The following is a 17,211-nucleotide window of genomic DNA, read 5'->3' as shown; positions in this document are numbered from 1 at the left end:
GGAAACGTTCAGCTCCTGACCAGCAGGCCCCGGCTGCGCAGCACCCACCGCTCCAGCGGACTGAAGACCAGCAGGTCGATGGCGACGCCGACGACCAGGATGAGGATGATCGCCAGGAAGATGCCCGGCATGTCGATGTTGTTGCGGCCGTTCTCCAGCAACTGGCCGAGGCCGAGGCCCAGATCGGGCGAGGAGGCGATGATCTCCGCCGCCATCAGCGACCGCCAGGAGAACGCCCAGCCCTGCTTCAGCCCGGCGAGATAGCCGGGCAGCGCCGCCGGCATGACGATGTGCCGGGCGCCCCGCAGCCCGGTCGCCCCCATGGTCCGGCCGGCCCGCAGGAACAGCGGGGGCACCTGGTCGACGCCGGCCACCAGGCCGTTGGCGATCGACGGCACCGCGCCCAGCAGGATCACCGCGAACATCATCGAGTCATTGAGCCCCAGCCAGAGCACCGCGGGCGGCACCCAGGCCACCGAGGGCAGCGACTGGAGGCCGGAGAGGATCGGGCCGATCGCCGCCCGGACCACCCGCACCCGGGCCACCAGGAGCCCCAGCGGGGTGCCGATGGCGAGTGCCATCAGAAAGCCGAGCAGCGCGCGGGAGACCGAGGTCCACAGGACGTCCAGCAGGGTGCCCTGCAGCCACATGGCGGTCAGGCTGTCCCAGACGGCGGACGGCGGCGGGAGCTTGTAGCTGTCGGTGACCCCGCCGGAGACCAGCAGCTGCCAGACCACCAGGACCAGCGCGACGGCGGTCACCGGGGGCAGCACCTTGCGCAGCAGCACCTCCCGGACCGGCACCCGCTGCTCCCGCACCGTTTCCAGCGCGTCCAGTCCCGCTTCGAGACCGGCCAGGTCGTCGGCGTTCTTCCCCGGCCCCGGAGCCCCCGGCCCCGGAGCCCCCGGCCCCGGAGTTCCGGATCCCGGCGTTCCCGGCCCGGGCGGGGTCTTGGCGGTCGTCGTCTCAGTCGCGGCCATGGCGGCGGATCTCCCCCCGTAGTTCTTCGGTGATCTCCACGGACAGCTCCGCCACCGCGGCGTCCTCGATCCGGCGCGGGTGCTCGATGCCGACCGTCCACTCCCGGGCCACCCGCCCGGGCCGCGAGGAGAGCAGCACCACCCGCTGGGCCAGCCGCACCGCCTCGCGCACGTTGTGGGTGACGAACAGGACCGAGACGCCGGCCTCGCGCCAGATCCGGGTCAGCTCGTCGTGGAGCACGTCCCGGGTGATGGCGTCCAGCGCCGCGAACGGTTCGTCCATCAGCAGCAGCCGGCTGTCCTGGGCGAGCGCCCGGGCCAGCGCGACCCGCTGGCGCATCCCGCCGGACAGCTCGTGCACCCGCTTCCCGTACGCGCCGCCGAGCCGTACCAGACCGAGCAGCCGCTCGGCCTCGGCGCGGCGCCCGGCCTTCGCCACCCCCCGCAGCCGCAGGGCGAGTTCGATGTTCTTGCCCGCCGTGAGCCACGGGAAGAGCGCGTGTTCCTGGAACATCAGGGCCGGCCGGCCGCCGGTGGTCTCGATGGACCCCGCGGTCGGCCGGTCGAGTCCGGCGACCAGATTGAGCAGGGTGGACTTGCCGCAGCCGGACGCCCCCAGCAGGGTGACGAATTCGCCGGGTGCGACATCGAGCGAGATGTCGTCCAGCACGAGCTGGGGGCCCGCCGGGCCGGCGAAGGACTTCGACACATGCGTCAGCCGGGCGGCGTGGGTCGCCGCCGCCGTACGGTCACCGGCCTCGGCGTATGCGGTGGCCATGATCGTCACCTCCTGGGGATGTCGGGATGTCGGATTGCCTGGGAGCCGGGTCGTCACCGGGTCGGGACGTCCGGCGGACGGGTGGGGACACGGCCCGTACGGCGTATGCCTGTTCGGCGGTGCGGCCGTACGGGCCCTGCGGCTACGGGGTGCCGAGGCCGGCGTCGGCCACCGCGGGCCTGCCCTCGGCCTTGAGTACCTTGTTGAGCGGCCGCAGGTCGTAGATCCCCTTCAGGTCCGGCTTCTTGAGCAGCCCGGCGCCGACCGCGTGGTCCGCCTGCGCCTGGAGGGTGCTCGCCAGCGGGTCGTCGGTGAACCGGATCGACGGCCAGGCCGCGTCGATCACCTGGTCGCCCAGCGCCTTCCCGGAGAGCGCCTTCAGCTTCTCGTTGGCGGACGCCTTGGCCTTCTCCTGGTGGGCGTTGATCCAGGCGTTGGTCCGCACCGAGCCGCGCAGCACCGCCTCCACCACGTCCGGGTGCTCCTTGAGGAACGTCTGCGACACGATGATGTTGGTGATGACGAACTTGTCACCAGGCCACAGCGTGGACTCGTCCAGCAGGACCTTGGCGCCCTCGGTGACCAGCTTGGAGGCGGTCGGCTCGGGCACCCAGGCACCGTCCACGGAGCCGGACTTGTACGCGTCCGGGGTCACCTTGTTGTCGGTGCGCACCACCGAGACGTCACCCTTGCCGCTCTGCGGGTCGACCTTCCAGCCGCGCTCGGCGGCCCAGTGCAGGAAGGCCACGTCCTGGGTGTTGCCGAGCTGCGGGGTGGCGATCCGCTTGCCCTTGACGTCGTCCAGCGTCTTGATCTTCGCCGGGTTCACCACCAGCTTCACCCCGCCGGAGGCCGCGCCGCCGACGATCCGGAGGTTGGAACCCTTCGACTTCACATAGCCGTTGATGGAGGGCGAGGGGCCGATGAAGCCGATGTCGATGGAGCCCGCGTTGAGCGCCTCGATCTCGGAGGGACCCGCGTTGAAGGTGGAGACCTTCAGCTGGGTGCCGCCCAACTCCTTCTGGAACAGGCCCTCCTGGTCACCCACGAGCGCGGTGGCGTGGGTCAGGTTGGGGAAGTAGCCGAGCCGCACCTCGCCGGCCGAGAGCTTCTCGCCCTGGGCGGCCACCTTCTTGTCGGCGGTGGCCTCGGAGCCGTAGCCGCAGGAGGCGAGCGCCCCGATCAGCAGGGGCAGGGCCGCGACGGCGGCGAGCCCGCGGCGGGTGGTGAGTCCGGTGTGGCCGGCGGAGCCACGGAGGGCGGCGAGACGGCGGGACGGTGCGGACACGGGAGGGGGTCCTCTCGTTGGCCCGGTGTTCAGGTCCTCCGGGGATCCGGGGACGCGGCCGGGAGGCGGTCGGGTCTTCGTGGGGGCGGCGGTACGGTCGTGCGGAAACGCCCGTGGGGGGCGCGGGGCGCGCGGGCGGCGGCGGTCAGGCACATCGGGCCACTCCGCCCTGCCCGCTGCCGAGCCTGCCGCTGCCGATCCGGCCGCCCTCCTTGGCGAAGGTCGCGTACACATCGGCGTACCGGAGGGTGAGCGCCATCAGAAGTCCCAGCCCTCGTCGTCGGCGGGTGCCGCCGGGGCGGCGGCCGGGGTGAGGGAGTCGCCCGCCATGCCGGCCGCCAGGGTGGTGCCGTCGGCCGGGTCGATGAGCAGGAAGGAGCCGGTGCGCCGGGAGTCGGCGTAGGAGTCGAGCGGCAGCGGCTCGGCGGTGCGGACGCGCACCCGGCCGATGTCGTTGGCCACCAGCCGCCCGGGGGACGGGTGCTGGGAGAGGTCGTCCAGGGTGAGCCGGGACGGGATCTCCTGGACGATCGCCTTGACCGTACGGGTGGTGTGCTTGAGCAGCACCCGCTGCCCCGGGACCAGCGGTTCGTCGGCCACATGGCAGACGGTGGCGGTCACTTCGCGGGTGGTGGCCGGGGCGGTCGCGGTGGGGGCGATCAGATCGCCGCGCGCGATGTCGATGTCGTCGGCGAGCCGGACGGTCACTGACTGCGGGGCCCAGGCGATGTCCACCGGGGTGCCCAGCGCGTCGATCGCGGTGATCACCGAGGTGCGGCCCGAGGGCAGCACGGTCACCGGATCGCCCACCCGCAGCGCGCCGGAGGCTATCTGGCCCGCGTAGCCCCGGTAGTCCGGGTGCTCGGCCGTCCCGGGCCGGATGACGTACTGCACCGGGAAGCGCGGCGGGCAGCCGGTCAGATCGTGGCTGACCGGCACGGTCTCCAGGTGCTCCAGGACGGTGGGGCCGCCGTACCAGTCCATGTGCGCGGACGGCTCCACCACATTGTCGCCGGCCAGCGCCGAGATCGGGATCGCGGTGATCTCCGGGACGCCCAGCTCGGAGGCGTACGCGGTGAACTCCCGCGCGATGGCGGCGAAGACGGCCTCCTCGTACCCCACCAGGTCCATCTTGTTGACCGCCAGCACCACATGCGGCACCCGCAGCAGGGCGGCGACGGCGGCGTGCCGGCGGGTCTGCTCGACCACGCCGTTGCGGGCGTCCACCAGCACCACGGCCAGCTCGGCGGTGGAGGCCCCGGTGACCATGTTCCGGGTGTACTGCACATGGCCGGGGGTGTCCGCGAGGATGAACCGGCGGCGGGGCGTGGCGAAGTAGCGGTAGGCCACGTCGATGGTGATGCCCTGCTCCCGCTCGGCCCGCAGCCCGTCGGTGAGCAGCGCCAGGTCCGGGGCCTGCTGGCCGCGCGAGCGGGAGGCGTGCTCGACCGCCTCCAACTGGTCGGCCAGCACCGACTTGGAGTCGTGCAGCAGCCGGCCGACCAGGGTGGACTTGCCGTCGTCCACGGAACCGGCGGTGGCGAACCGCAGCAGCGTGGTCGCGCTGAGCCGCTCGGTGGTGCTCGTCATGACTAGAAGTACCCTTCGCGTTTGCGGTCTTCCATCGCCGCCTCGGAGAGCTTGTCGTCGGCGCGGGTGGCCCCGCGCTCGGTCAGCCGGGAGGCGGCGATCTCCGCGATCACCGCGTCCAGGGTGGTCGCGTCGGACTCCACCGCGCCGGTGCAGGACATGTCCCCGACCGTGCGGTAGCGGATCAGCCGGGTCTCCACCGGCTCCGACTCCTTCGGCCCGCCCCACTCCCCGGCGGTCAGCCACATGCCGTCGCGGGAGAACACCTCCCGCTCGTGCGCGAAGTAGATCTCCGGCAGCTCGATCCCCTCCCGGGCGATGTACTGCCAGACGTCCAGCTCGGTCCAGTTGGAGAGCGGGAAGACCCGTACGTGCTCGCCGGGCGCGTGCCGGCCGTTGTAGAGCTGCCACAGCTCGGGGCGCTGGCGGCGCGGGTCCCACTGGGAGAACTCGTCCCGCAGCGAGAACACCCGCTCCTTGGCCCGGGCCTTCTCCTCGTCGCGCCGTCCGCCGCCGAACACCGCGTCGAACCGGTGGTGCCGGATGGCATCGGTGAGCGGCACGGTCTGCAGCGGGTTGCGGGTGCCGTCCGGGCGCTCGCGCAGGGTGCCCGCGTCGATGTACTCCTGCACACTGGCCACATGGAGCCGCAGCCCGTGCCGGGCCACCACCCGGTCCCGGTAGGCGAGCACCTCCGGGAAGTTGTGCCCGGTGTCCACGTGCAGCAGCGCGAACGGCACGGCGGCGGGCGCGAACGCCTTGAGCGCCAGCCACAGCATGACGATCGAGTCCTTGCCGCCGGAGAACAGCAGCACCGGGCGCTCGAACTCGCCCGCCACCTCCCGGAAGATGTGCACCGCCTCGGACTCCAGCGAGTCCAGGTGGGACAGGGCGAACGGGCTGTCGGTGCCGTCGTGGGCGGGGGCGACCGAGGTCACAGCAGACCCCTCTCGGTGAGCAGCGCGTGGACCGCCGCGGCGGACTCCTGGACCGTCTGGGCTTGCGCCTCGACGCGCAGATCGGGGGAGGCGGGCTCCTCGTACGGGTCGTCCACCCCGGTGAGCCCGGTCAGTTCGCCCGCCGCCTGCTTGGCGTAGAGCCCCTTCACATCGCGTACCGAACACACCTCGACCGGGGTCGCCACATGCACCTCCAGATAGGCGGTGCCCTCCTGCTGGTGGCGCTTGCGGACGGCCTCCCGGCTGCCGGCGTACGGGGCGATCACCGGTACCAGCGTCAGCACCCCGTGCGAGGCGAGCAGTTCGGCGACGAAGCCGATCCGCTGGACGTTGGTGTGCCGGTCCTCGCGGCCGAAGCCGAGGCCCGCCGAGAGGAACGTCCGGATCTCGTCGCCGTCGAGCACCTCGGTCCGGCGCCCCTCCGCGCGCAACCGGTCCGCCAGCGCGTGCGCGATGGTCGTCTTGCCGGCGCTCGGCAGTCCGGTGAGCCAGATGGTGGCCCCAGTCACGTGTGTCTCCCGTGGGTGCGGTGGGGTGGTGGTCGGGTGGTGGTGCTCGCCCGGCGGGCGGGTGCGGGGGTGGGCGGCGGACGGGCTGTGCGCGCCCGTCATCCGTGGAGCCCGCACTCGGTCTTGGTGCGGCCCGCCCAGCGGCCGGCCCGGGCGTCCTCGCCCTCCAGCACCCGGCGGGTGCAGGGTGCGCAGCCGACGGAGGCGTAACCGTCCGTCAGCAGCGGGTTGGTGAGCACCCCGTGCTCGGCCACGTACGCGTCCACGTCGTCCTGGGTCCAGCGGGCGATGGGGGAGACCTTCACCTTCCGGCGCCGCTCGTCCCAGCCGACGACCGGGGTGCCGGCGCGGGTCGGCGACTCGTCCCGGCGGAGCCCGGTCGCCCAGGCGTCGTAGCCGGTCAGCCCCTCTTCGAGCGGGGCCACCTTCCGCAGCGCGCAGCACAGGTCGGGGTTCCGGTCGTGCAGCCGGGGACCGTGCTCGGCGTCCTGCTCGGCCACGGTGCGGCGCGGAGTGAGCGTGATGACCCGGACGTCCATCACCGCGTCCACCGCGTCCCGGGTGCCGATGGTCTCGGGAAAGTGGTAGCCGGTGTCCAGGAAGACCACGTCCACACCGGGCCGGGCCCGGGCGGCGAGATGGGCGACGACGGCGTCCTCCATGGAGGAGGTGACGCAGAACCGCTCCCCGAACGTCCTCGCCGCCCAGGAGAGGATCTCCAGCGCCGGGGCGTCCTCCAGCTCCCGGCCGGCCCGCTCGGCCAACTCCCTGAGCCGGGCGGCCTTTTCGGCCTCCTGAGCTTCGCCGGCCTCCTGAGCGGGCGTCGTCATGTCGTGCCTCCGTCGGCCTGAGGGGGGCTGTCCGGGCCGGGGGCGTCCGCCGGTCCGGACGCCGCGCCCGGGCGGAGCCCCCGGGACAGCAGCCCGAGGAACTTCAGCCGGAAGGCCCGGTTGCACCCCGCGCACTCCCAGGCGCCGTGCCCCTCCTCGCTCGGTCGCAGATCCTCGTCCCCGCAGTAGGGGCAGTAGAACGGTGCGGCGCGTTCGCTCACGACTGCGCCTCCCTCACACGGTTCGCTTCTCCGCCCGCGCGGCGCGGCGGCGCGGCTTCCGTCGTCGGGTGCGGCCCGGTGGCCGCGCGTGCGACGCTCCGTGCCTGTTGGTTCGCTTCTCCGCCCGCGCGGCGCGGGGGCGCGGCTTTCGTCGTCGGGTGCGGCCCGGTGGCCGCGCGTGCGACGCTCACGAGAGAGCCTCCTCGGAGGCGCGTGCCGCCCAGGTGGCGAAGCGCTCGCCGGCCTCGCGCTCGGTCTGGAAGCGGCGGAGCACTCGCTCGACGTAGTCGGGGAGCTCCTCCGAAGTGACCTTCAGCCCGCGCACCTTGCGGCCGAAACCGGGCTCCAGGCCCAGCGCGCCGCCCAGGTGTACCTGGAAGCCCTCCACCTGGTTGCCCGCGTCGTCCAGCACCAGCTGGCCCTTGAGGCCGATGTCCGCCACCTGGATACGGGCGCAGGCGTTGGGGCAGCCGTTGATGTTGATGGTGATCGGCTGGTCGAACTCCGGGAGACGGCGCTCCAGTTCGTCGATGAGCGAGGCACCGCGCGCCTTGGTCTCGACGATCGCCAGCTTGCAGAACTCGATGCCGGTGCAGGCCATGGTGCCGCGCCGGAAGGGGGACGGGGTCACCCGCAGATCCAGCGACTCCAGCGCCGAGACCAGCGAGTCCACCTGCTCCTCGTGCACATCGAGGACGATCATCTTCTGCTCGACGGTGGTGCGCAGCCGGCCGGAGCCGTGCGCCTCCGCCACCTCGGCGATCTTGGTGAGCGTGGCGCCGTCCACCCGGCCGACCCGGGGGGCGAAGCCGACGTAGTAGAGGCCGTCCCGCTGCCGGTGCACCCCGACGTGGTCCCGCCACCGCTCCACCGGCTGCTCGGGCGCCGGTCCGTCGGCCAGCTTCCGGCCGAGGTACTCGTCCTCCAGGATCTGCCGGAACTTCTCCGCGCCCCAGTCCGCCACCAGGAACTTCAGCCGGGCCCGGTTGCGCAGCCGCCGGTAGCCGTAGTCGCGGAAGATCGAGATGACGCCGGTGTAGACGTCCGGCACCTCGTCCAGCGGCACCCAGGCGCCCAGCCGGACCCCGATCTTGGGGTTGGTGGACAGCCCGCCGCCGACCCAGAGGTCGAAGCCCGGTCCGTGCTCGGGATGGCGCACCCCGACGAAGGCGATGTCATTGATCTCGTGCGCCACGTCCAGCAGCGGCGATCCCGAGACGGCGGACTTGAACTTCCGGGGCAGATTGGAGAAGTCCGGGTTGCCGACGATCCGGCGGTAGATCTCCTCGACGGCGGGCGTCCCGTCGATGATCTCGTCCGCCGCGATCCCGGCGACCGGCGAGCCGAGCACCACGCGCGGGGTGTCGCCGCACGCCTCGGTGGTGGAGAGGCCCACCGCCTCCAGACGGCGCCAGATCTCGGGGACGTCCTCGATCCGGATCCAGTGGTACTGGACGTTCTGCCGGTCGGTGATGTCGGCGGTGCCGCGCGCGAACTCCTGGGAGATCTCCCCGATGACCCGCAGCTGCTCGGTGCTCAGCCGCCCGCCGTCGATACGGACCCGGAGCATGAAGTACTCGTCGTCCAGCTCCTCCGGCTCCAGGATCGCGGTCTTGCCGCCGTCGATACCGGGCTTGCGCTGGGTGTACAGACCCCACCAACGCATGCGCCCGCGCAGGTCGTTGGGGTCGATGGAGTGAAATCCCGCCTTGGCGTAGATCGTCTCAATGCGTGTCCGCACATTGAGACCGTCGTCGTCCTTCTTGAACTGCTCGTTGCCGTTGAGGGGCGTGAAGTGGCCCGCGGCCCACTGACCCTCGCCGCGATGCCGTCCGGTTTTGCGTCGGGCGGCGGCGGGAGCGGGCTTTTCCGGGGTGGCGGCCATGGCGATACGTCCTTCGGGACTGCAGGAGGGCGGCTCTGACCTGCGCATACGCGGGCGAGGCCACGGGATGGCGCCGCGTGTGCGGGGAGATGAGGAGGTCGGTGTCTCGCGGAGGTGCTGGGTCGCTCAGCTCACCGGACAGATGGCGCTGGACATGCGGCCGAGGTCGACGTGGCGTCGACTCACCAGGGCGGTTCCAGCTGAAGACATGGCGGAAGCCTGGCACGGGAGTTCGGAGCCAGTCCAGCTTTGTCCGTGATGTGGACTACTCTGTCTCGCGATACGAGATGACTGTGCTGCGGACCACATGGCGCCGGGAAGCGTGCCCGGCCCGGGAATCCGCCGGAATCCCGGGTTCCGGGGGCGTACGGCTCCGGGCCCGACCCGGCCGGAGCCGTACGGGGCGGGTCAGTCGTGGGCGCCCGGCCAGGGGCCCGGGGTGGGGCGCTCCTCCTGCTCGGCCACCTCGGTGGCGAAGAGCCGGAAACCGCGCCGCAGATAGTTGTCCATCGCGTGCGGACCGTCCAGTGAACAGGTGTGCAGCCAGACCCGCTTGGTCGGCGCGCGCTCCGGCCGGCGCTCGGCCAGGTCCCAGGCGCGGGCCGTCCCGTACGACAGCAGATGACCGCCGATCCGGCGCCCCCGGAAGGCCGGTATCAGCCCGAAGTACGCGATCTCGACCGTCCCGTCGTCCTGCGCGTCCAGCTCCACATAGCCGGCGGGCGTGCCGTTCTCGTACGCCACCCAGGTCTCGGCACCCGGACGCTCCAGGATCTCCCGCCACTCGGCACGGGTCAGCCCCAGCCGGTCCGTCCAGTGGATGTCACCGCCCACGGCCGAATAGAGGAAGCGGCTGAACTCGGGCGAGGGCACCCCGGCCCGGACGATCCGAATGTCCCCGGGCGGCTCGGCGGCCGGGCGCAGATCTTCGGGCGAGGTCTGTTCCAGGGACCAGGTGGTCACGGTGATGCTCATGGCCCCAGCGAACCACGACCGGCCGGCCGCCCCGCCACCGGCCGGTCGACCGCGGCCCGTCCCGGCCTGCCCGCCAGGCCCGGCCGGCCCGGCGAATCTGGCAGGCCCGGCCGGCCTCGCGGGTCCACCGGGCCCGCTGGGTGCGGCCCGTCCCACGGAGTGGACACCATGTCCACCGAAAGCCTCCCCGCCCCCGTCGCCCCCGCGCTCCGCGCTCCGGTCAGGGGCCCGGCCCGGCCGGCGCGGGCGGCCGCCACCGCCGGGGCGGTCGAGTGGGGGAGCAGGTCCGCCGGGTCGGCCGGGGGCACCACCGCCACCTCCACCTCGTCCCGGAAGCGGTACGGCCGGTGGTCCAGCACGCCCGCCAGGGTGCGCCGGATGCGGGACAGCTCGGCCCGGACGGTCACCGTGCGGGTGCGGTCGCCGAACAGGTCGCCGGCCAGCTCCGCCGCCGTCCGCCCGTCCCGGTGCACCGCCAGCAGATAGAGCAGCTCGGCATGGCGCGGGCTCAGCTCCTGGATCCAGCCGCCCGCCGCCCCGGACACCTCCACCGTCCAGCGGCGCGGCCGGCTCATGTCCAGCACCACCCGGCCGGCCCCGGCCCCGGCGGCCGGCTCCTCGTCCACGACCCGCAGCAGCCAGCCACCCGGCAGCGGCTCCGCCACGCACGCCCCCAGCGACGGCAGCCACACCCGGCCGGCCGCGAACGACGCCGGCAGCGGCAGCCGGTCCGGCGGTGCCACGCCGGTCACCGCCGCGGTCCAGCCGTGCGGGTCCACCACCAGGGCCCGGCCGCCCACCCGGCAGAGCAGCGGCGCGGCCACCGACCGGAGCCGGGCCAGCTCGGTGAGGTGCCGGTTGCGCAGCTCCGCCTCGGCCAGCCGGGCCACCGAGGCGACCAGCAGCAGGGTCAGCGGCTGCATGGTGCCCAGCGGCCCGCTGACGTCCACGGCGCCGAGCAGGGTGCCGTCCCGGGGGTCGGTGATCGGCGCGCCGGCACAGGTCCAGGGGTGGTGCGTCGACACGAAGTGCTCGGCCGAGTGCACCTGCACCGGCCGCCGGGTGACCAGCGAGGTGCCCAGGCCGTTGGTGCCGACGGTCGATTCCCGCCAGTCCGCGCCCGGGACGAAGCCGTGGATGTCCGCGCTGCGCAGCACCGCCGGGTGGCCCTCGCGCCAGAGCACCCGCCCCTCGGCGTCGCCCACGACCATGATGTGGCGCATCGGTCCGCCGCCCGTACCCGCCATCAACCCCTCCCGCAGCACGGGAAGCACCTGGGCGAGCGGGGACTCGGCCCGGCGGCGGGCCAGTTCGTCCGGGCCCAGCAGCCCCGAGCGGCGGTCACGGTCCGGGTCCACCCCGGTACGCATCATCCGCTGCCACGACGCCCCTATGTCCGCGCGCGGCCCGGGGGTGGGCCGCCCGCCCCGCAGCGCGGTGTCCCGGACCCGCTGGAGCAGCCGGGTCGCCTCCCGGGCGTCCATGCCGGCGAGCCGGCCCATCTCCACGGTCCGCACGGTGGCTTCCGGCATTCCGGCCCTCCCCACTGGTGCCGTCATCTCTTCCGCTCTTCCGCGTACCGGACGCTTTTCGGCGTACCGGTCATTCCGAGGCCCTCCGGCGTCTCGCCGTGACCCGGTCGTCCCGAGGCCCTCCGGCGTTCGCCGTGTCCCGATGGTCCCGAGGCCCTCCGGCGTCGGCCGTCTCCTCGGATATTCCCCCTTCCCGGGCGGCGGCCGACGCAAGGATCCGGCCGAAACCGCAACCTCTTGCAACTCTCGCGGGCGCCCCCCGTCCCGTACGACAGTGAGGGCGTACCGGTCCGCCGGTACGGCGACGGGGTGGTGCCGTGTCGGCGCAGCACCACCCCACTCGCCTGCCTCCGGGCGCCCGGGCCTCCGCCCTCCCCGTGTGCGGGCCCGGGCCCCGAGGCGGTCGCCGGGCCCACGAGCGCGCCGAGTCGCCCGCCCACCGGAAGCGCGGGCCGTCCACCGGAACCACAGGCCGTCCACCCGAGCCGGAAGGCACCCGTCCGCTTCCCTCAGTCCACCGGGCGGGCCCGCTCGACCACCGAGCCCAGGTCCAGGGTGCCCGGCAGGGTGCCGAAGGCCGCGCCCCAGTCGCCGCCCAGCCGGGAGGCGCAGAACGCGTCCGCCACCGCCGGCGGCGCCCAGCGCACCAGCAGCGACCCCTGGAGCACCAGCGCCATCCGCTCGACCAGCCGGCGGGCCCGGGCCTCGACGCCCTCCAGATCCGCCAGTTCGGTGAGGAGATCCTTGACCGCCCCGTCCAGCCGGTGGTCCGCGCCCCGGGCGGCGCCCACCTCCCGGAGGAAGGCGTCCATCGCGCCCGGCTCCCGGCCCAGCGCCCGCAGCACGTCCAGCGCCTGGACATTGCCGGAGCCCTCCCAGATGGAGTTGAGCGGCGCCTCGCGGAGCAGCCGGGGCATGCCCGACTCCTCGACGTACCCGTTGCCGCCCAGGCACTCCAGCGCCTCGGCGGCCACCGGCGTACACCGCTTGGTCACCCAGTACTTGGCCACCGGCACCGCGATCCGCAGAAACGCCCGCTCCCGCTCCGAGCCGTCGTCGTACGCCGCCGCCAGCCGGAGCGCCAGCGTGGTCGCGGCCTCCGACTCCAGTGCCAGATCCGCCAGCACGTTCCGCATCAGCGGCTTCTCGATCAGCACCCCGCCGAAGGCGCTCCGGTACGCCGAGTGGTGCACCGCCTGCGCCACCGCCTGGCGCATCAGCGCCGCCGAGCCCAGCACACAGTCCAGCCGGGTGGCCGCCACCATCCCGATGATGGTCCGCACCCCGCGCCCCTCCTCGCCCACCCGGCGCGCCCAGGTGCCGTCGAACTCCACCTCGGCGGAGGCGTTCGACCGGTTGCCGAGCTTGTCCTTGAGCCGCTGGATCCGGAAGACGTTCCGGCCGCCGTCCGCCAGCACCCGGGGCACCAGGAAGCAGGTGAGCCCCCCGGGCGCCTGTGCCAGCACCAGGAAGCCGTCGCTCATCGGTGCCGAGCAGAACCACTTGTGCCCGGTCAGCGCGTACGTCCCCGCCTCCGCCAGCGGCACCGCCGCCGTGGTGTTGGCCCGTACGTCGCTGCCGCCCTGCTTCTCCGTCATCCCCATCCCGAAGAGCACCCCGCTCTTCCCGGCGGGCGGCAGCGGGTCCTCGCCCTCGTACACCCGCGAGGTGAGCCGGGGCTCCCACTCGGCCGCCAGCTCGGGGTCGGTGCGCAGCGCGGGCACCGCGGCATGGGTCATCGACAGCGGGCAGCCGTGGCCCGCCTCGGTCTGGGTCCACACCAGAAAGCCGGCCGCCCGCCGCACATGGCCGCCCGGCCGGTTCCAGGCGCCGGTGAGCCCGTTGGTCACCGCGTGGCCCAGCAGCCGGTGCCAGGCCGGATGGAACTCGACCTCGTCGATCCGGTTGCCGTACCGGTCGTGGGTGCGCAGCCGGGGCGGGTTCTCGTTGGCGAGCACCCCCCACTGCTGCGCCTGGGCGGAACCGGCCGTCGTGCCGAGGGAGGACAGCTCCCGCCGCGCCTCGTCCCGCAGCTCCTCCGGGAGGTGGCGCTCGACCGCCTCGGTGAGGGCCCGGTCGGCGGTGTAGACGTCGTATCCGACCAGGGGCGGAGCCTGGTTGGTCACTGTGTGGGTGCTGGTCGCCATGCGGCTACGGTAAAGAGGTGCAGGCAGCAAATGAAACACCCGAGTCGTCGCCGAAAGCGTCCGGCCGGCTCCACCGGGCGAGGGCCCTCTACCGCAATGTCTCCAAGCGGCGCATGGCCTGGTTGCTGCTGAAGGACACGGTCAACTCGTGCGTCGAGTACCGGATCCTGGGGCTGGCCGCCGAGGCGGCGTTCTTCACCCTGCTGTCGCTGCCGCCGCTGATGCTCGGCCTGCTCGGCCTGCTCGGCTACATGGACGACTGGACCAGCACCACGACGGTCTCCTCCATCGAGAAGAACATCCTTCACGCGGTGGGCACCTTCCTCTCCGACCGGAGCGTCAACGACATCGCCCGGCCGCTGCTCGCCGACGTCACCCGCAACGGCCGCCCCGACATCATCTCGATCGGCTTCGCCATCGCCCTCTGGTCCGGCTCCCGGGCGGTCAATGTCTTCATCGACACCATCACCGTGATGTACGGCCTGGACGGCCACCGGGGGATCGTCGCCACCCGGCTGCTCGCTTTTCTGCTCTACCTGGTGGCGCTGGTGATCGGCGCGGTGGTGCTGCCGCTGGCGGTGGTGGGGCCCGACCGGGTGGTGGAGCTGGTCCCCTGGGGCACCGAGGTCGTCGCGATCCTCTACTGGCCGGTGGTGATCCTGCTGTCGATCGCCTTCCTGACGACGCTGTACCACGTCTCGGTCCCGGTCCGTTCGCCCTGGGTCGAGGACGTGCCGGGGGCCCTGGTGGCGCTGGCGATGTGGGTGCTGGGGAGCTTCGGGCTGCGGCTCTATCTGACCAGCACCGTCGAGGGGCCCACCATCTACGGCTCGCTCGCCGCGCCCATCGCGGTCCTCCTCTGGATCGGCATCTCGGCCTTCGCGGTGCTGGTCGGCGCGGCCGTGAACGCCGCGATCGACCGGGTCTGGCCGTCCGTCGCCACCGCCGCCGCCCGCGCCGAGACCGAGCGGGCGCGCACCGCCGAGGCGGCGGCGCTGGTGGCCCGGGCGAAGTCGGCGGTCGAGGAACTGGACGACGACGACCCGGACATGCCGTCGGAGTTCCCCGAGCGGTGGTCCCGCTTCCTTCCCCCGGAGGACGTCCGCTCCCGGCTGCAGAGCTCCCGCGAGAAGGAGCAGAAGGAGCAGGGCAAGCAGAAGGAGCAGGGCAAGCAGGAGCAGAAGGGGCGGGCGGATCGGAAGGGACGCGAGGAGCGGCCGGGGGAGAGGGGCGAGGCGCCCGGGGAGCCCCTGAACGGCGGCGAGAACGGAGCCGGGGGAGGCGACGGGGCCTGGTGGGACCCCTGGAACACCCCGCCCGGCCGCAACGGGGACCAGCGGCGCTAGAAGACCCCGTCCCGGTCACGGGCCCCCGGTCCCGGGTCCCGGGCGCCGGTGGGCCCGCCCGAGGCCCGGACGGGCATACCGGCCGGAACCGCCTCGTCGGGCAAAGGAACGTAATGATACGGTAAAGAAAGATCCTTACGCGCCACTGCACCCCCCCATCCGCCCCTTCGCGCGCCGTGTCGCACCCCGTCGCACGCCCCGCGCCGTCCGGGCGACCCACCGGAGGAGCGACATGGGTACCCGCCGCACCCCGCTGCCCGGCGTCGGCACGCAGTACGACTTCGTCACCGACGCGGGCCAGCACATATCCGTCGTCGTCCACCACGACGGCCGCCGGTTCCTCGGCTTCTACCGGCCCGACGATCCCGACACCTGCCAGGCGTCGGTGCAGCTCACCACCGGCGAGGCCACCGCGCTGGCCCACCTCGTCGACCCGGCGCCGATCGACGCGGTCCGCACCGACGGTCTCGACCTGGTCACCGAGCACATCCCGGTCACCGCCCGCTCGCCCTACGGCGGCCGGCAGCTGGGCGACACCAAGGCGCGCACCCGCACCGGGGCCTCCATCGTCGCCGTGCTCCGCCGCCACAGCGCCCATCCCTCCCCGGGCCCGGACTTCCGGCTCGCCATCGGGGACACCCTCGTCGCCGTCGGAACCCGCGAGGGTGTGGACGCCCTCGCCGCGATCGTCGGCGGAGGCTGACATGCACGACACCACCGCGCTCCTCATCGAGCTGGGGGCGGTCATCCTCGGCCTCGGGCTGATAGGCCGCTTCGCCGGGCGGGTCGGCCTCTCCCCGATACCTCTCTACCTCCTCGCCGGACTCGCCTTCGGCCACGGCGGACTGCTGCCGCTCAACGCCAGTGAGGACTTCGTCGCGGTCGGCGCCGAGATCGGCGTCATCCTGCTGCTGCTCCTGCTCGGCCTGGAGTACAGCGCCTCCGAACTCGTCACCAGTCTCAAGACCCAGTACCCCTCGGGCGCGGTGGACTTCGCGCTCAACGCCGTGCCGGGCGCGGTGGCCGGGCTGCTCCTCGGCTGGGGGCCGACCGGCGCGGTGGCCCTCGCCGGGGTCACCTGGATCTCCTCCTCCGGGGTCATCGCCAAGGTGCTCACCGACCTCGGCCGACTCGGCAACCGCGAGACCCCGGTCATCCTGGGCGTCCTGGTCATCGAGGACCTGTCGATGGCGGTGTATCTGCCGCTGCTCACCGCCCTGCTGGCCGGCGTCGGCCTGGCCGGCGGCAGCATCACCCTGCTCATCGCCCTCGGCGCCGTCGGTCTGGTGCTGTACGCCGCCCTCCGCCACGGCCGGGTGATCAGCCGGGCGGTCTCCTCGGACAACCCCGAGATGCTGCTCCTGGTCGTGCTCGGGCTCACCGTGCTGGTCGCCGGGATCGCCCAGCAGCTCCAGGTCTCGGCCGCCGTCGGCGCCTTCCTCGTCGGCATCGCCCTCTCCGGGGAGGTCGCGGAGGGCGCCCGGAAGCTGCTCACCCCGCTGCGCGACCTGTTCGCCGCGGTCTTCTTCGTCTTCTTCGGGCTCTCCACCGCCCCGGCCGACATCCCGCCGGTGCTGCTGCCCGCGTTGCTGCTCGCCCTGGTCACCGCCGCCACCAAGATCGTCACCGGCTGGTACGCGGCCCGCCGGGCCGGGATCGGGGCGCGCGGCCGGCTGCGGGCGGGCGGGGCGCTGGTCGCCCGGGGCGAGTTCTCCATCGTGATCGCGGGGCTCGCGGTGGGCACCGAGCCGCGCATCGGGCCGATCGCCACGGCGTACGTCCTGATCCTGGTCGTCCTCGGCCCGCTCACCGCCCGCTGGACCGAGCCCGCGGTCGGCCGGCTGCGCGGCCTGCTGGGCCGGGGCACCCCCGCCGGGTCCGCCCCGCCGCCCGCCGGGCCCCCGGCCCCGCCCCCGGCCGGCCACGAGGAGCTGGCCGAGGCCCCGGGGACCCCGGCCGCCAGCTGATCCGCCGGAACCCGGAGCCGTCCCGGTGTCCGTCACCGCCCGCGTCCCCGGAGCCGTCGCCCCGGGAGCCGTGGCCACTCGGTCCCGTGGCCGTTCCGGCGTCCGTGGCCGCCCGCCGTCCGTGGCCGCCCGCTGTGCGTGGCCGCCCGCTGTGCGTGGCCGCCCGGGCGCCCGCGGTCGCCCTGGCCCCGCTGCCGTCCAGGT

Annotated in this window: 16 protein-coding genes; 3 read left to right on the top strand and 13 right to left on the bottom strand. The window is 73.5% G+C overall.

Features of this window, described 5'->3' with window-relative positions:
- Positions 1 to 8: 8 nt before the first annotated feature.
- The 13 genes from NX801_RS07290 to NX801_RS07235 all read right to left on the bottom strand — a co-directional run bounded on the left by NX801_RS07290 (position 9) and on the right by NX801_RS07235 (position 13,694).
- Complete coding sequence (locus NX801_RS07290; protein WP_258786288.1) at positions 9 to 980, bottom strand: ABC transporter permease; 972 nt, start codon at positions 978 to 980, stop codon at positions 9 to 11.
- Positions 967 to 1,758 (bottom strand): ABC transporter ATP-binding protein, encoded by a 792-nt coding sequence (locus NX801_RS07285; RefSeq protein WP_258786287.1) that lies wholly within the window; start codon positions 1,756 to 1,758, stop codon positions 967 to 969. Before NX801_RS07285 ends, NX801_RS07290 begins: the two co-directional genes overlap by 14 nt.
- 142 nt (positions 1,759 to 1,900) lie before the next feature.
- Complete coding sequence (locus tag NX801_RS07280) at positions 1,901 to 3,046, bottom strand: aliphatic sulfonate ABC transporter substrate-binding protein (RefSeq protein ID WP_258786283.1); 1,146 nt, start codon at positions 3,044 to 3,046, stop codon at positions 1,901 to 1,903.
- 258 nt (positions 3,047 to 3,304) lie between these two features.
- Complete coding sequence (locus NX801_RS07275) at positions 3,305 to 4,636, bottom strand: sulfate adenylyltransferase subunit 1 (protein ID WP_258786279.1); 1,332 nt, start codon at positions 4,634 to 4,636, stop codon at positions 3,305 to 3,307.
- Positions 4,637 to 4,638: 2 nt separating this feature from the next.
- Positions 4,639 to 5,574, bottom strand: coding sequence for a sulfate adenylyltransferase subunit CysD (gene cysD, locus NX801_RS07270; protein WP_258786278.1), 936 nt, complete (start codon positions 5,572 to 5,574; stop codon positions 4,639 to 4,641).
- Complete coding sequence (cysC, locus tag NX801_RS07265; protein ID WP_428986080.1) at positions 5,571 to 6,104, bottom strand: adenylyl-sulfate kinase; 534 nt, start codon at positions 6,102 to 6,104, stop codon at positions 5,571 to 5,573. Before cysC ends, cysD begins: the two co-directional genes overlap by 4 nt.
- Positions 6,105 to 6,202: 98 nt before the next feature.
- A complete protein-coding gene (locus NX801_RS07260) occupies positions 6,203 to 6,934 on the bottom strand; it encodes a phosphoadenylyl-sulfate reductase (RefSeq protein WP_258786276.1) in 732 nt (243 codons plus the stop codon).
- Complete coding sequence (locus tag NX801_RS07255; protein WP_258786275.1) at positions 6,931 to 7,155, bottom strand: hypothetical protein; 225 nt, start codon at positions 7,153 to 7,155, stop codon at positions 6,931 to 6,933. The genes NX801_RS07260 and NX801_RS07255 overlap by 4 nt, the downstream gene beginning before the upstream one ends.
- 187 nt (positions 7,156 to 7,342) lie before the next feature.
- A complete protein-coding gene (locus NX801_RS07250) occupies positions 7,343 to 9,040 on the bottom strand; it encodes a nitrite/sulfite reductase (protein WP_258786274.1) in 1,698 nt (565 codons plus the stop codon).
- A gap of 126 nt (positions 9,041 to 9,166) precedes the next feature.
- On the bottom strand, positions 9,167 to 9,250 hold the full coding sequence (locus NX801_RS30980; protein ID WP_428986091.1) for a putative leader peptide: 84 nt from the start codon (positions 9,248 to 9,250) through the stop codon (positions 9,167 to 9,169).
- A 198-nt stretch (positions 9,251 to 9,448) separates the two neighbouring features.
- Positions 9,449 to 10,015 carry a GNAT family N-acetyltransferase gene (locus tag NX801_RS07245; RefSeq protein WP_258786273.1) on the bottom strand — a complete coding sequence of 189 codons (567 nt, stop codon included), beginning with the start codon at positions 10,013 to 10,015 and terminating at the stop codon, positions 9,449 to 9,451.
- On the bottom strand, positions 10,012 to 11,547 hold the full coding sequence (locus NX801_RS07240; RefSeq protein WP_309505796.1) for a GAF domain-containing protein: 1,536 nt from the start codon (positions 11,545 to 11,547) through the stop codon (positions 10,012 to 10,014). Before NX801_RS07240 ends, NX801_RS07245 begins: the two co-directional genes overlap by 4 nt.
- A gap of 509 nt (positions 11,548 to 12,056) precedes the next feature.
- Positions 12,057 to 13,694 carry an acyl-CoA dehydrogenase family protein gene (locus NX801_RS07235; protein WP_258786272.1) on the bottom strand — a complete coding sequence of 546 codons (1,638 nt, stop codon included), beginning with the start codon at positions 13,692 to 13,694 and terminating at the stop codon, positions 12,057 to 12,059.
- 17 nt (positions 13,695 to 13,711) lie between these two features.
- On the opposite strand from NX801_RS07235, the gene NX801_RS07230 reads away from it, so the two are divergent.
- The 3 genes from NX801_RS07230 to NX801_RS07220 all read left to right on the top strand — a co-directional run bounded on the left by NX801_RS07230 (position 13,712) and on the right by NX801_RS07220 (position 17,007).
- A complete protein-coding gene (locus NX801_RS07230; protein ID WP_258786271.1) occupies positions 13,712 to 15,040 on the top strand; it encodes a YihY/virulence factor BrkB family protein in 1,329 nt (442 codons plus the stop codon).
- A gap of 232 nt (positions 15,041 to 15,272) precedes the next feature.
- The gene (locus NX801_RS07225; protein ID WP_258786270.1) at positions 15,273 to 15,743 is read left to right on the top strand and encodes a cation:proton antiporter regulatory subunit; all 471 of its coding nucleotides are present in this window, start codon (positions 15,273 to 15,275) and stop codon (positions 15,741 to 15,743) included.
- Between the two features lies 1 nt (position 15,744).
- Positions 15,745 to 17,007, top strand: a complete 1,263-nt coding sequence (locus NX801_RS07220; protein ID WP_258786269.1) for a cation:proton antiporter — start codon at positions 15,745 to 15,747, stop codon at positions 17,005 to 17,007.
- The last annotated feature ends 204 nt before the right edge of the window (positions 17,008 to 17,211 follow it).

Origin of the sequence: Streptomyces pyxinae, from assembly GCF_024756275.1 — a bacterium.
Classification (GTDB): Bacteria; Actinomycetota; Actinomycetes; order Streptomycetales; family Streptomycetaceae; genus Streptomyces; species Streptomyces pyxinae.
Note: the sequence above shows the minus strand (reverse complement) of the source record. Positions and strands in the feature narration are given on the sequence as shown.